Origin of the sequence: Niallia sp. FSL R7-0648 (assembly GCF_038007005.1) — a bacterium.
Lineage (GTDB): Bacteria > Bacillota > Bacilli > Bacillales > Cytobacillaceae > Niallia > Niallia circulans.
Window position 1 is genome coordinate 3,783,292 of record NZ_JBBOWE010000001.1, and the last position, 15,589, is coordinate 3,798,880.

Consider the following 15,589-nt stretch of genomic DNA (forward strand, 5'->3'; position numbering starts at 1 on the left):
TAACATATATTTATTTCTTAAAAATAAAAGAAAGAGACAGATCCCTTTTACTAAGACCTCTCTCTTAACTTCTATTATGGTGTATGAATAGCACCGTTTGGTATTCGTGCTTGTGTCCACTCATGTTTACGATAGATAACAGGGTATTCCTTCACCATTTCCTCATCAAATTCTACGCCAATTCCCACTCTTTCAATTGGGTAAATATAACCTTCATGCACTTTTACCGAATGCGGGAACATTTTCATTGTCGTTTCATCTGGTTCCTGAATCTCTTGAATAGCCGCGCTATGAAGATGAATATTTAAATGCGTATTTACCGCCACCCCAATTGGCGTCATATCAGAAGGCCCATGCCACGCAATGCGTACACCAAAATTTTCACAAAGAGCAGCTAGCTTAAGTGCTGGGGTAATTCCACCAATTTGGGAAACATGACATCGTATATAATCAATTTGTCGATTAACGATTAGATTTCTCCATTCCATTGGATTATTAAAAAGTTCTCCCGTCGCAATAGGTGTCGTACATTGTGCTTTTAGTTGGGAAAGCCATTCATTTTGATCAGGCGGCAAAATATCTTCTAAGAAATAAAGCTTATATGGTTCCAGTTCTTTTGCCAACTGAAGGGCTTGATTTGGAAATAACCGTTCATGAACATCGTGTAAGAAGTGAATAGAATAGCCATATTTTTCACGAAGTGCCTTAAACATGGTAATGACATCTGTCATATAAATATCTGGATCAAAATATTCCCCTTCACTTAGTTCGTTCGTCAAATGCATTTTTTGATTTTTCCCACCATATTTTCCTAACTGGCAACGAATATGACGATATCCTTTTTGGATTAACTCATCTACATTGGCAAAAAGTTCATCGAGTGTTAATCCGTCAGCATGGGTATATGCGGCAATCGCATTTTTAGATTTTCCGCCTAGCAATTGATAAAGAGGCATATTAGCAAGCTTTGCTTTTATATCCCATAAGGCCATGTCGATGCCGGCAATCGCATTATTCATTACCGGTCCATTGCGCCAATAGGAATTGACCATCATCATCTGCCATAAATCTTCAATATGATTGGCATCTTTATTTAATAGTAAAGGTTTAAGATATTCGTCAAGAATGGATTGAACTGCTAAAGGCCGCTGCTGAAAGGTTGCACATCCAAATCCGTAAATCCCTTTATCAGTTTCCACTTTCACGACAACTAAATTATGCCGATGTGGATTGGTTACAAAAGATTTTATATCTGTTATGATTGTCGGTTCCACCAAAATCTCCTTCTCTCTTTGCTTCTTCTTGTCAAATCAAAGCCAATTAATACTTAAATTTAAACATAGGAAAAATGAAGCGTCAATTTGGTTAGGCAAGTCATAATATAGCGTTAATTTACCATACCAATTTTATAAAAAAATCGAATAAACGCCTTATTTTATAAGGATTTCTTCATTTTTTTGGTTTTTTTAAACCGTTTTCAAAAATGAAAGAGCTGTGCTATGATTTCCTTGTCAAATCAAAGTGCAGTTATACGTTTTCCGCATTTATGTAAAAGGAAAGGATGCTATGAAACTATGAGGGAAAAAGACACGATTTCAAAGATCATTGAATACGTTGGCGGTAACAGTAATATTAAAAAAGTTTGGCATTGTATGACTCGTTTACGCTTCGATTTATATGACCAGTCGTTAATAAAAAGAGAGCAAATAAAACAACTGGATGGAGTAATCGGAGAACAATTACAAAGCGATCAATATCAAATCATTATTGGTACGCATGTGCAAAAATTTTATACAGCAATCATCGATGAGTTAGGAATAGATGAGGATAAGTCAGAAGCACAAGAGGGTGACAAGAAAAAAGGAGTTTTTGGCAGATTACTAGATGTTGTTTCAGGTGTTTTCGGACCAATAGTTCCTGCTATTGCCGGAGCTGGAATGATAAAGGGGATATTGGCTGGACTCATTGCTTTAAATATTCTTTCCAAGGAAAGTGAAACTGTCACTATTTTAGATTTAGTTGCAAGCGGTGTCTTTTACTTTCTACCATTCTTTTTAGCAGCATCAGCAGCAAAAATCTTTAAAACCAATCAATACTTAGCTATTGCCATCGCTGGAGGATTGATGTATCCAACCTTATTGGATGCAGCTAAATTAGGAGAAATAAGTCAATTTCAATTTATCGGGTTACCGATTCCAGTTATTAATTATTCTGGTACAGTTATACCTGTTATCCTTTCGGTTTGGGCGTTAAGTCATATTCACAAATGGGTGGATCGTTTCATGCCAAATGTTTTACGCACGGTATTTACACCTACGTTGGCTCTATTTATTGCTATTCCTTTTTCTTTAATTGTCACAGGACCATTGGGTGGTTATGTCGGTAAGGCATTGGCTTATGTTATCGAACTTTTATTTGATATTTCGCCTATAGTAGCTGGTGTTGTAATGGGAGGAGCAAGACCCATTGAAATTGTATTCGGCGTGCATCATGCTATCACGCCAATCGCCCTGCAAAACTTCGCCGATAAAGGCTATGATATGTTAATGCCAATGATGTTTATGACCAATATGGCAATTGCTGGAGCAACCTTTGCTATGTTCTTTAAAGCAAAAAATAAAATGGAGAAATCGATTATCATTTCTGCAACTATATCAGCACTACTCGGCATTACAGAACCTGCTTTATTCGGTGTATTAATTAAAAATAAAAAAGCATTTATTGCATGTACAATCGGAAGTGCCATTGCTGCAACCTTCTTTGCCGCTGCTGGAGTGAGAATATATGGCTATATCCTTTCTAGTATCGTAAGTCTAGTTGCCTATGTTGGTCCTTACTTCCCATATGCGATAGCTGGAATTATTATTGCCATCGGAACCGCTTTCTTGATTGCCTACTTTACGATTAAAAAAGCTGATACTAATGATGTAAATGAGCCTGTTTCTGATACACAGAAGCTTTAAATGCTAGCTACTAAAATAGCTGTCTCTACAAAGAGACAGCTATTAATCATAAGAATGTATAGTACAATTAAAATATGTATCAATTAATGAAAGATTTCTTATCTCTCACAAGCATACCCATCCTTATCCCTATCCATTTTAGACTGATAAGCAGGATGAGAGCTTGGTACCCCATTTGGATAGACAGACCTTAATTCCGTACAATTAGCAAAATTATTATTGCTTGAATTAACAGTAGAAGCAGTTGCATTATTATTTTTTGAACTAGCAGTACTGCCAGAATTCGAAGCTTTCGTTGAAGAATTTGATGGTGTATTCGCCGCAGCCACTTTGTCTTCTAAGTTATTTACTTTTTCTTCAAGCTCCTTCTTTTCACTTTCTAAGTTAGCAATTTTTTCTTCTTGTGATTTTTTGTATTCTGCAAATTCCTTTTCTTGATTCTTGCTATCAGAGAGCTTAGCTTTTGTATCACTTAGCTCAGTTGTAAGTTTTTCTTTATCTGATTCAAGTTCTACGACTTTATTTTCAAGCTCTTTTGCTTTTGTTTTTAATTCCTTTACTTTTGACTCTAATTTGCTATTCTTTCCATTTGCCTCTTGTAATTGTCCTTGAGTTCCTGTATCAAGAAAAGAAGCCGAAAGAATCATTAATAAGAAACCACCAATTAAGGAAAAATAAAATATTTTCTTTGAAAGAATTGGATTTCTGCCTCTCACCTTGTTAAGTAAATAGATAACGAAATAAATAAGCGCAAATACCATTAATAATAATCCTATAAGTCCTAAGCCAATCATGCTGTCCTCCAAAAAATTATATTTAGGAGTCTCTTCCTATAACTTGAAAAGTAGTCATTAAGAAGTAAATCCCACCAATTTACTATCGGTAGTTTTTCCTATATTTCTATAAAATTCTTTCGACAAAATCTGCATATTCCTTTTAATTTTACTATCTCAATACAAAAAACTCCGATCTCACAAAACCAATATAACGCAGATTTGATGAGATGGGAGCCTCTTTGATTTGCATCTACTTCTCTTAAACAACTACTCGTTAATCTATAGGCAAAAGTTATAGCGTAATACTATCATTTTTAGATACTTTCATAAATATTAAGAGAGAGAGAACTGTTATTATCGTTAATATTGTAGACAGTGCTGCTGCAATACCATAATTCCCCCGAATTACCTCCGTATAAATTGCTACTGTCATTGTTTTGGTATTCACCGTATATAGCAATATGGACGTAGAAAGCTCTGAAAGCATGGTAATCCAGCTCAATATTGCTCCAGAGATAATGCCAGGCAACATCATTGGAACGGTTATTTTGATAAAAGTATTTAACCGGCTACTGCCTAAACTTTCAGCCGCTTCCTCAATAGAAGGTGGAATTTGCTGTAAGGAGGCTACTGATGATCTTATCGTATACGGCAATCTTCTAATAGATAAAGAAATAATCATAATAAACGCTGTACCAGTAATTGCGATTATTCCACTTCCACCTATTCCCGTATTAAATGATGCTAATAAGGCTATCCCTAAAACAGTGCCAGGAACAATATAAGGAATCATACTTAAACTATCAATCAATGATGTAAATAGGTTACGTTTCCTTACCGCTAAATAAGAAATAAAGATAGCAAAAATAACTACTATTACTAGGGCTAAGAAAGGTATCCTTATCGTGTTAATTATCGCTGATCCCATTCTATCCCATGCTTCTATATAACTATTAAAAGAATATCCCTCTTGAAATACCATCCCTTTTGTATTTAAAAACGAGGTATACATCAGGTAAAATTGTGGCAGCATCGCAATAAATACAATGCCATAAACTACTATATAAACAAAAAGTTTCTTAAATCCTTTCATACTTTTGGGCTGCACAGGGTGAAGCGAACTCATACTAAAAGAATTTTTATTGGACACATACTTCTGAATTAAAAATATTACTAAGGCAATAACAATTGCAATAATAGCTAAAGAAGCTGCAAATGCTGCATTTCCTCCTACCTCACTAATGAACTGCGTATAAATTAACACCGGGAAAGTTCGATAACCTTCTCCAATTAACATCGGGGTTCCAAAATCAGAAAACGCCCGCATAAAAACTAGTAAAGCTCCTGCTAAAATGGTAGGAATCAACAGTGGTAATAACACTTTGAAAAACCGAGCTATTCCTGTACATCCCATACTCTCAGCTGCTTCTAAAATCGAATTATCAATACTCTTGAAGGCACCCGTAACATATAAGAAAATCAGCGGGAACAACTGCAAAGTAAAAACTAGGGTTATTCCAGAAAATCCGTAAATATCAAATGGAGGAAAATGAAGATATTCCACTAAAAATTTAGTAATGACTCCATTTCTTCCTAATAATAGGATCCATGAGTAGGCACCAATAAAGGGTGCTGACATGGAAGCTATAATAATTAATACTTGCAGCACTTTTTTTCCTTTAAACTGAAACATGGAAAATAAATAAGCTAAAGTTATTCCAATTACTAAAGCAAAGAACGTTGCAGAAATAGAAACTTTAAAACTATTGATTAATGTTTCCGAGTAGTAACTTTTAGAGAAAAACTCAACAAAGTATTTTAATGAAAAGGAACCATTTATAAATAACGCTTGTATTAAAATCATTAATACCGGATATATAAGGAAAACGGTATACGTAAGAAGGATAAATAAGGAGGATCCGGTCCAAATATTAAATTTAAACTTGTTTCTCATTATTTACACCCCCAATAAATTACGTGAACCATCATCAGTAAATATATTGATTTTTTGTTTATTTATCGCCAGCCAGACTTCATCCCCAGCCTTCAAATCCTCTTCAAATGTTGACTCTTCACTTACTTGAATATTTTCTCCTGTATCCAGATGAATGAAATATTCCGTATTCATTCCTAGGTAGACACTATCAGTTATTACGCCACGAATAGTATCAGGATTTTGCTTTGTTCTTACATATTCCTCTGGTCTAATACTCACTCTAACTCTTTGACTATGTTCGCTGGCTAGTTCATCAAAGGGAAGATTAAAACCATTTTCGAACTCTATTGTGGCACTATCTCCAGTGGAAACTAGTTTCGCTTCTTGTATATTAGTTCTCCCAATAAAGGTAGCAACAAATTCATTAGCTGGGCGGTGATATAATTCTTTCGGACTTCCAATTTGCTGAATTACTCCATTATTCATAACTGCAATCTGATCTGAAATTGCCATGGCTTCTTCTTGATCATGGGTAACATATACGGTTGTTATTCCCACTTCTCTTTGGATATCCCTAATAGCTTGGCGCATATCAAGTCTTAATTTAGCATCTAAGTTACTTAGCGGTTCATCCATCAGTAGTACATCAGGATTTATTGCTAATGCACGTGCTAGCGCAACACGCTGCTGTTGTCCACCACTTAATTTTTCTGGTTTCCGCTCACTATATTGCTCAATTTGCATTAATTTCAAATATTGAGTCGTCCTCTGTTGGATTTCCTCTTTCGTAAGTTTTCTTTGTTTTAAACCAAATTCTACATTTTCTCTTACCGTTAAATGAGGAAAGATTGCGTAGTTTTGAAATACCATTCCAATATTTCTTTTACTTGGTTCTTTATCATTTATTCTGTTCTCATTAAAATAGAAGTTTCCTCCTTCTATTGAATTAAAACCAGCTATCATTCTCAGTAAGGTTGTTTTCCCACATCCAGATGGACCTAATAGGGTAAATAATGATCCATCTTTTATGTTCAGGGTTAGATCTGGAATTACCGCTACTCCTCCATATTCCTTTTTGGCATGCTCTATATTAATAAAACTCATTCTCTTTCACCTCCTGGCCTCTCATTATTTAGATTGAATATCAACAAATATTTCATTATAATGTTGGACAATTTCATCCTTATGCTTAATAACATATTCATAGTCTTCTGTTAATGTCTTAATATCTGCAAGCGGCTTCATATTTTCTCCGATTTCTACATCATCTCTAACTGGTCTATTAGTTGTTGATTTTGCTAGTACCTCTTGAACATCTTTAGAAATAATGAAATCAAGGAATTTTTTCGCATTATCCATATTTTTGGCATTTTTCACAACCGCTGAGTTTGCAGGTAAGAAAACCGTACCTTCTTCTGGATAAATAATTTCAACATTCGCTCCATCATTCAATAACTTCACTGTCGGATCTTCATAAGATAACCCAACTGCCATCTCTCCATCTGCCACTGTTTTATATACATTACTAGAACTAGAGTTGATTTTTCCATCTATATTTGTAAAGAGATCTTCTACATAATTCCAGGCATCATCTGAATCATATCCGCCCTTTGCAAGTAAAATATTCGTTAATTGAGAAAATGCACTTGATGAATTAACTGGATCAGCTGTAGAGATTTTTCCTTTTAACTCGGGATTCAATAAATCAGCATATCCTTTAATATCCATTCCTTTTGTCAGATCTTTATTTACAACAAGTACACTTCCATCTAAAGTAAATGGAGTAGAATATCCATTAGTATTACGATATTCCTCTATTACGTTTTCGTTTTCAGCAGAAACATATTCTTCGAATAATTCTCCATGAAGAGCATAAGTAGTATAGGTTCCTCCAAACATTACATCCGCCACTGGAGAGTCTTTTTCGCTTTCCAACTTTTTAAATAACTCTCCTGTACCAGCTTGAATTAACTCAACCTTGATTCCATATTTTTCTTCAAATGCAGGGATTGTCGCATTAATTAACCCTTCTGAATTTGGTGTGTAAATAACTAATTTATCCGATGCTCCTTCTCCCGCTTTCTCTTCAGATGAACAAGCAGTTAGTGCTAATACACCCACAACTACTAAAATGAACATTTTCCAATATCTTTTCATTTATTATCCTCTCCTTATCATTGATATGTTTAGGATAATATATAAGCAAACGCTTTCAAATGGTACTATTCTATAAATTCAGAGAAAATTCTACACTACTTTCTCTCCAAAAATTCAGTACAAGTATATCCTGTGTATTTCTTAAACACTTGATTAAAATACTTATAATCAGTGAAACCAACTTTTTCAGCTATTTGATAAATTTTATACTCTCCGCGTTGAACCTCTTCAATTGATTTTTTTATTCGATATTGATTCAGGTATTCATTAAAAGTTTGTTTGGTTTCCTCTTTAAATTTCTTATAAAGAAGAGATGAGCTATATCCCAGTTCATTTGACACTGCATTAAAAGTAAACTTTTTTGCGTAATTTTTCTCAATATATTGAATCATCTGCTTAACTAAATGATCATAATGACCCTCAAAAGATGAATGTGCTAACCCCTTAATCATATCGTCTATTTTCTGCTTTTCCTTTTGTTCCAGTTTCAATATATCTACCATTGACCCTGCTTTTCTGATAGCTTCTTTTAATTCTGATTCATTTATCGGTTTTACAATAAATTCAACTGCGTCATAAGAAATTGCCTTTTTTGCATTAGGAAAATCATTATATCCCGAGACAATAATTTTTGAAAAAATAAGATATTTTGTTTCTTCAAGCATTTGAAAGGCATTTTTTCTTGGCATATTAATATCTGTAATGACAATATCAGGCTTTAGTTCATTTATAAGTTCAATTCCTTCTTCCCCATCACTTGCTTCTCCAATTACTACGCAATTAACTGATTCATAATCAAAACCATAACGCAGCCATTTTCTTATTAACTTTTCATCTTCAATAATGAGAACTCTGTACACTTTTCTCTCACTCCCTGATTTTCATAATTACAGTCGTATGTTCCCCAGGACTTTTTACTTTGAAGTAAGAATTTGGGTACATTAATAATAATCTTCTCTTTGCATTATATAGGCCATGATGGTTCCCACTTTTCTTAAATACATTTGAATTTACTTTAACTAACGTACTATCATCTATACCTCCTCCATTATCGCTTATTTGTATCGTCAAACTTTCCCCAGTTCTGAGGATATTAATTGATAAATGTAAATCTCTTCTATCTCTAAATCCATATTTCATACTATTTTCTACTATTGGCAAAATTAACAATTTCGGAATGAGGAATTCCTCTGTTTGTTCCTCTATCGTTATGTCAAACGTAAATCGCTCAAACCGTTCTTTGCAAATTTCCAAATAGTTTTTAATATAAAGCATATCGGTTTTAATGGCTGCTACTTCATTCATTTTGGAAATGCTATATCTCAAAATGGTATTTAGATTTAAGATTAATTTGTTAGCTAATTCTGTATCATAATAAGTTGCTACTCGTATCGTTTCCAATGTATTATACAGAAAGTGAGGATTAAATTGCGCCTCTAGCATTTTGCGTTCTGAGATGACATTTTCCTTTAGTAAAGAAATGTTATTTTGATTTAATTCCTCTAATTCATCGAGCATTTGATTTATATTTTCACTCAAAAATTGGAATTCATCTTTTGACTCTATCTTAAAGCGATAGTTTTTATTATTTGTTACTTTTTTCATTTCATTGGATATAAATTCCACATATCTAGAATTATTGTAAGCAATCTTTTTAGAGGAATAACGAGAAAAAAGTAATAAAAAGAAAACCAAAATCATGACGATGCTAAACGAAAAGCGCCATAATATGTTTAGTGATTCTAATTTTTTATAAACAATTAAATTCATATTTGATTCCAGCAGTCTATGTTTGGAGTAATAGTTCCCTTCTTCACTTTGGAAATTTCCATCCCTTACTTCTGAACTTACTTTTTCTAAAGATCCTTTTAAAAATTCGAATGAGCTACTGGAGAAAACATTATGATAATTATCATACAGTAGATATTGGGTTCCATTTCCTGAAGAGTTTTGCAGAAAATCATTTCCATTCATTAAAAAAGCAGCATATCCAATCGTATAGGAATCCTCCTTTATCTTTTTTAAAGATAATAAGGTATGCTCTCTTTGAGGAGTCATAAATATCCGACGTATAACTTTTTCCTCTAATGGATTATTATCTACTACCGTATTTAAGAAATAGATCAACCTTATATCTTCTTTCTTCTCGCTATCAAATAATAAATTTTTATTTTTATCCAATAATAATAACCGAATTCTTATATTCCTTTCCTTTCTGCTTAGAAGGTGATAATACTCTTCATATAAATCTCTATCAGTTAATTTTCCATCTACATATCTTGCAAATATGGTTTCGCTGTACATTTCTAAATTTTCATCAAGGTAACTAGTTATACTTTTATACTGTTTAGTAATCCTTTCCCTTTCTTCTGTTATTTCTTGGTTGATTGAATAGTAATAGTAGCCAAATAGTCCTCCAAAAATCACCAAGGAAGCCAGCGAGATAGTAATAAGCGAACTTACCATAATTTCCTTTCGTAATCTATCTTTAAATTTAAACGTTTTCAAAAAATGATTCACCCACCTTTCTCTACTAACTCCTTATTGTTACGACTACTTTACCAAGATAATTAAAAATTGGAAAGGTAATTTGAAAAACGATTCTCACAAACTATTAAATACCAAAAACAGCAGAAGAAACAATTCAAGATAAATAGGATTGTTCTATGCGAATTATATGACTTTCAGGATCATATTGTAAGTCGCATATTAATGAATTCTTCACCATATAAGATAAAAAGAAGCATAGATTTCTTTTCACTTTTTTGCTTAGTCATTTATGTAAATAAAAACAGAAGATATCAATATGAATCATTGATACCTTCTGTTATAAATACTCTACTATTTATTGCGCCTTGCGCACTTTTGCAAATAATATTGTTAAAAGGAATGGGACGATTATTACAATGGCCATTCCAATAAAGAATGCTCCCCAATTATTAGGGAAAATGGACAGGAATCCTGGCAAGCCGCCTACTCCTATTGAAGGTGCTTTTACTGCTTGGATAGAAATAAAAGCACCAGCTATAGCAGAGCCAATAATGGCCGAAATAAAGGCAAAGCGGAAGCGCAGATTAACACCAAACAACGCTGGCTCCGTAACACCAAGATACGCGGAGATAGCTGAAGTTACTGACAAACTCTTTAATTTTTCATCTTTTAATATAAACAACATGGCAAGTGCTGCTGACCCTTGAGCAATATTGGATAAAGCAACCATCGGCCATAGAAATGTTCCTCCAGTGCTTCCGATCAACTGCAAATCTACTGCTAAGAAGGTATGATGCATACCAGTAATAACAAGCGGTGCATATAATCCGCCGTATATTAATCCACCTAAAATTGGCGCAAAATCAAAGATTGCTACAACTCCATCTGTAATCATGTTTCCGATAAAAAATGTGATTGGACCTATTGCAATAAATGATACAAAACCAGTTACAAGTAAAGCAATAGGTGCTACGAATAACATTTGAAAGGAATCTGGGATTCTGTTTCTTAAGAAAATTTCTAACTTAGCTAAAACATAGGAAGCAAGCAGGACTGGTAAAACTTGACCTTGATAGCCAACCTTTTCTACTTCTAAGCCAAAAATGTTCCATGTCGGTATTTCTTCTGCCTTTCCATATCCCCATGCATTCAATAAATCAGGATGAACGAGCATTAATCCAAGCACAATCCCTAATAAAGGACTTCCGCCAAATCTAGTCATTGCAGACCAGCCGATTAAACCAGGTAAAAAAGTAAACGCTGTATTAGCTATTAAATTGATAATACTAGCAAAGTCTGCCCATTGTGGATATGCTTGAACCACCGATTGCTCAAAAAAGATACCTTCACCTGTTAAGACATTATTGATTCCCATTAGTAAACCAGCTGTTACAATCGCAGGCAAAATCGGAATAAATATATCAGCTAACATTTTTACAGCACGCTGTAATGGATTTAAATTTTGTTCTGAGGCTTTTTTGACATCATCTTTCGACCCTTCGGATGCACCAGTTTGATTGATTAATTCTTTATAAACCTTCTCCACCGTACCTGGACCAATTACAACTTGAAATTGTCCATTTGCCGAAAACGACCCTTTCACTAAATCTATTGATTCAAGCTTCTCTTTATCTACTTTTGCTTCATCTGCTAATGCAAATCGTAATCTGGTCACACAGTGCGTTGCAGCAGAAATATTCTCTTTGCCGCCAATCGCTTCAATTATATTACTAACCTGCTGTTTATCTATGCTCATTTCTTACGTCCTCCTATTCTATGATGAAAGTAAATTCTATTCCAATACTAATAAAAACGTTTGCAAATCTTGTCGAATCTTGTATATACATGTCATAAAACTAATGATATAGATGTATATACAAGTTGTCAATAAAAAGGATAATACGTTTACAATAGTATTTTTTTCCATTAGATTAGAGAAATAAATCCTATTAGTAGTCCTAACACAAGCAGAAGATTAAGTAAGTAGAATAGTATTTTATTTGTTGATGATATTAAAACCTGCCAACCTTCCATAGCTGAATGGAGAAGATATTAATTCTTTTCTGTAGTATTTCAGGTATGTTTCAATAGTTTGAGTTTGGAAAGCAAATACTTACAATGGACCATTAGCCATCAGCTGTTTATGTCAAAGGAGTAGTAAAATATAGGAGAAATTACTGGAAAAAGGCTTCCCATTATGGCAAAGATGAGAGGATTCTAGCCTAAATGGGGTTTTATCAGTCAAATCTGTTGGGTTTTCAGGTAAACTTCTGTTTTATCAGCCAAAGTTAGGGACTTTTCAGCCAAACTTCATTTTTATCAGCCAAACCCGCTCGCTTTTCAGCTAAAGTCGAATTTTTTCAGCCAACATCAGTTTTCCTTGAAGCTTACATAATTAACATAAACACTTAATAAGGCTGATTCCTTCCTTCTTTAACCCTTTTCGGCATTACATTATTCTTAAAAATAAAAGCAAAAAGACTGTTCTATCATGTAGAAACAGTCCTTCGCTTTCCATAATGGGAGATTCCTTATCCACGTAGTCCCTATTAATGTATAATCTCGCTTGCTTTTGCCTTTTCTGTCATTTTTCTTGTTCCATTTGCTAATGGCTTTTTTAAAAATAGAGCAATAATCAAAGCAATTACACTAAAGACTATAAGCATACTGATTGAAAATAGTACTTTTTCCTTTACCATCCCACCTACGGTTTCTCTTAACAGGTTGATCGCATGTGTAAATGGTAGGTAAGGATTAATTTTTTGGAAAAAAGGTGGTGCAACCTGAATAGGAAAAGTCCCTCCAGAACCAGATAGCTGCAATACAAGAAAAATAATCGCTAATCCCTTACCTAAGTTGCCAAAAACAGAAACTAATGTGTAAACAATTGTCATAAATACTAAGCTGATAAACATGCTGAACAATACGAATGCAACTGGTTCAGCTACATATGCCTTTAAAATAAACATATCTCCTAGTGTCACAATCAAGCTTTGACATAATCCAATTGTGACAAAGGTGAGCCATCTGCCAAAGTATACTTGGTTCGGTGTGTAAATCCCCTCAGGATCTCGAACATCCACGCGTAATAAAGAAATGAGCAGCAAGGCACCAACCCATAAACTCAAGGTTGTATAAAAAGGCGAATTCGCTGATCCATAATTAGGAATAGGAAATAAAGAATTTTCATTTAATACAATCGGATTTGATATAAAGTCACTTTCTTGTTGTATATCATTTTTCAACAAGGAAATAATTTCCCCTAAATCATATTCATCTTCAAATTTCCGAATAGAATCTGCCGTTTTAGTCAACGTCGCTTCTAAATTTGGCAATTCATTTTGTACCATATCTACCGCTTTATGAACAGCATCTTCCACTCTAGGTAAATCCGTCTTAATAAATGCAGCTACTTTAGAAATATCTTGTTCAGCCGCGGGAAGATCATTACGAACAAAGTTTGCTGCTGCATGAATCTTCTCTTTCAGACTCGGAAAAGATTTTTGATAAAATTCTGCGGCATCATTAATACCTGCTAAAACTTTGTCCATATTTTTCTTGATAAGGTTTGTTGCTTCATGAATCTTCTTTTCTATTGTAGGTAAGTCAGAATGAAGCTTTGTTAATTCTTCTTGCGCAAAGGCAAGTGACTCATCCGTATTTTTTAATATCTCTTCTAGCTTTGGTATATTTGCCTGTGCACTTTCCAAATCATTCATTGCATTTTGAGCCGAATCCTTTATCCCCTCTATAGCACGATGTATAGCTGGCTCTGTTTGCTTGTCATAATGATTCATTAGAGTAGTACTAAGCTCAATTGCCTCTTGCGACAACGCCAATAAACTGGATGCTTTCTCCTTATCCTCTGCTTGAATCGTATGTAGCAGCTTTTTTTCTTGCTGAAAATTGGTTTGTAATGCCTGTAAGTCTTTAATTTCAGACAAAAGAGCATCATCTCCATTTGGAGTTACACTATTTAGAGTAGTAAATAATGCAACGGAACGTGTTAAACTATCGATACTAGTTTGCACTTGTGCTTGCAAAGCTACTGCATTTGTTTTTGCTTCCTCTTCAGTAAGATTACCATTTTGAACTAATGCAGCAAATTGGTGAACAGCATCAGCCGTTTTCTGATGGAGAAGAAGATTTTGTTTATATACTGGCCCTACTGCATCGAGCGCTTGCCCATTTGCATCGATAAACGCCGGCAGTGTATCTGCTAATTGCTTCCCGTTATTTATCCCTTGTTCGATTTTCTCTAATGAACCACTTGCTGTTTCCAAAAATGACTGCATGTCTTCTACATTCGATAATGCTTTTGTTACCATTTCACTAATGTCAGAAAAATGAGCATCTAGCTCCATCACGCCATCCGCTAACTTTTGAATTTCTGGCGCCTTTTCCTGTAAGACTAGAATGCCTTCACCAACCTTATCTAGTTCCGGAAGCTTTTCTTCTAATAACAGGATATTTTTACTCGCTTCATTAATATCTGGAAAAGCTGCTTCTAATGTTAAAATTTTTTGTGCTTGCTTATTGATTTCAGGCAACTTACCTTCCAGTGTTACTACTTTTTCTCCTAATTCATTTATTTTCGGAACTTCTTTTTCTAATGCGAAAATTTTCTCTTCTATATTTCTAATCGTCGGCAATTCTTCTTCCAGCTTAATTCCAGCATCATTAAATACACTCAATACGGATTCACTTACCGTATGAATAAAGTTTTCCTTTACTTGCTGCACAATCGTCGAGGCACCAGTAGAAGTCATCTTTGGTGCGATTGCATTTAACTTTTCATTTACACTATAATCAATCTCTGGTTTTACTTGTTTGTCCTCTAAAATAGTTGCAATCTTAGCGGAAAAATCATGAGGGATGTACAGGCTTGCATAATACTCTCCTTTCGTAACACCCTCCTTCGCTTTTTCTTTACTTACAAATTCCCAGCCAAGCTTATCATTTTTCTTTAAGCTTGAAACAATTTCATCGCCAATATTGACGGAGGAATCGCGAATAACTGCTCCTTCGTCTTCACTTGTTACTGCAATTTTTATCCCACTCGTATTCGAATATGGATCCCATGAAGCCGCCAAATTAAACCAAGCATATAGAGATGGCAGCACCATTAAAGCCACAATTAGAAGTGCCGCAACAGGCGCCTTAAAAATACGAATCCAATCATTTCGGTAAATAGTAAAAACATTCTTCAAAAAAATCACCCTTCGTTAGTTTATGAAGATGAATAGAAAAGCATTCAGAGGAGCGAT

9 protein-coding genes and 1 pseudogene are annotated in these 15,589 nt (G+C 34.3%); 1 reads left to right on the forward strand and 9 read right to left on the reverse strand.

What is annotated here, in order from left to right; genetic code table 11:
- Positions 1-74: 74 nt before the first annotated feature.
- The gene (locus NSQ89_RS18475; protein WP_047943818.1) at positions 75-1,274 is read right to left on the reverse strand and encodes an enolase C-terminal domain-like protein; all 1,200 of its coding nucleotides are present in this window, start codon (positions 1,272-1,274) and stop codon (positions 75-77) included.
- A 300-nt stretch (positions 1,275-1,574) separates the two neighbouring features.
- On the opposite strand from NSQ89_RS18475, the gene NSQ89_RS18480 reads away from it, so the two are divergent.
- On the forward strand, positions 1,575-2,963 hold the full coding sequence (locus NSQ89_RS18480; protein ID WP_061798088.1) for a PTS transporter subunit EIIC: 1,389 nt from the start codon (positions 1,575-1,577) through the stop codon (positions 2,961-2,963).
- Positions 2,964-3,061: 98 nt separating this feature from the next.
- Here the strand turns inward: NSQ89_RS18480 and NSQ89_RS18485 are convergent.
- From NSQ89_RS18485 to NSQ89_RS18520, 8 genes and pseudogenes are all read right to left on the reverse strand, one after another.
- Positions 3,062-3,175 (reverse strand): annotated as a pseudogene (locus tag NSQ89_RS18485) (excalibur calcium-binding domain-containing protein); the annotation flags it as partial.
- An 856-nt stretch (positions 3,176-4,031) separates the two neighbouring features.
- Complete coding sequence (locus tag NSQ89_RS18490) at positions 4,032-5,693, reverse strand: ABC transporter permease (RefSeq protein ID WP_186325630.1); 1,662 nt, start codon at positions 5,691-5,693, stop codon at positions 4,032-4,034.
- Positions 5,694-5,696: 3 nt separating this feature from the next.
- On the reverse strand, positions 5,697-6,779 hold the full coding sequence (locus NSQ89_RS18495) for an ABC transporter ATP-binding protein (protein ID WP_047944412.1): 1,083 nt from the start codon (positions 6,777-6,779) through the stop codon (positions 5,697-5,699).
- A gap of 24 nt (positions 6,780-6,803) precedes the next feature.
- A complete protein-coding gene (locus tag NSQ89_RS18500; RefSeq protein ID WP_047944413.1) occupies positions 6,804-7,832 on the reverse strand; it encodes an ABC transporter substrate-binding protein in 1,029 nt (342 codons plus the stop codon).
- Between the two features lie 95 nt (positions 7,833-7,927).
- Complete coding sequence (locus tag NSQ89_RS18505; RefSeq protein ID WP_047944414.1) at positions 7,928-8,692, reverse strand: response regulator transcription factor; 765 nt, start codon at positions 8,690-8,692, stop codon at positions 7,928-7,930.
- A 7-nt stretch (positions 8,693-8,699) separates the two neighbouring features.
- Positions 8,700-10,340 (reverse strand): sensor histidine kinase, encoded by a 1,641-nt coding sequence (locus tag NSQ89_RS18510; RefSeq protein WP_341133011.1) that lies wholly within the window; start codon positions 10,338-10,340, stop codon positions 8,700-8,702.
- 337 nt (positions 10,341-10,677) lie between these two features.
- Positions 10,678-12,078, reverse strand: a complete 1,401-nt coding sequence (gene treP / locus NSQ89_RS18515) for a PTS system trehalose-specific EIIBC component (protein WP_095259506.1) — start codon at positions 12,076-12,078, stop codon at positions 10,678-10,680.
- 793 nt (positions 12,079-12,871) lie between these two features.
- Complete coding sequence (locus NSQ89_RS18520) at positions 12,872-15,532, reverse strand: YhgE/Pip domain-containing protein (RefSeq protein WP_341133012.1); 2,661 nt, start codon at positions 15,530-15,532, stop codon at positions 12,872-12,874.
- Positions 15,533-15,589: the final 57 nt, after the last annotated feature.

Excerpts from the sequence above, each read along its gene's own strand:
- NSQ89_RS18480 (WP_061798088.1), top strand. The coding sequence starts at position 1,575 with ATGAGGGAAAAAGACACGATTTCAAAGATCATTGAATACGTTGGCGGT.
- NSQ89_RS18490 (WP_186325630.1), bottom strand. The coding sequence starts at position 5,693 with ATGAGAAACAAGTTTAAATTTAATATTTGGACCGGATCCTCCTTATTT.
- NSQ89_RS18495 (WP_047944412.1), bottom strand. The coding sequence starts at position 6,779 with ATGAGTTTTATTAATATAGAGCATGCCAAAAAGGAATATGGAGGAGTA.
- NSQ89_RS18500 (WP_047944413.1), bottom strand. The coding sequence starts at position 7,832 with ATGAAAAGATATTGGAAAATGTTCATTTTAGTAGTTGTGGGTGTATTA.
- treP (WP_095259506.1), bottom strand. The coding sequence starts at position 12,078 with ATGAGCATAGATAAACAGCAGGTTAGTAATATAATTGAAGCGATTGGC.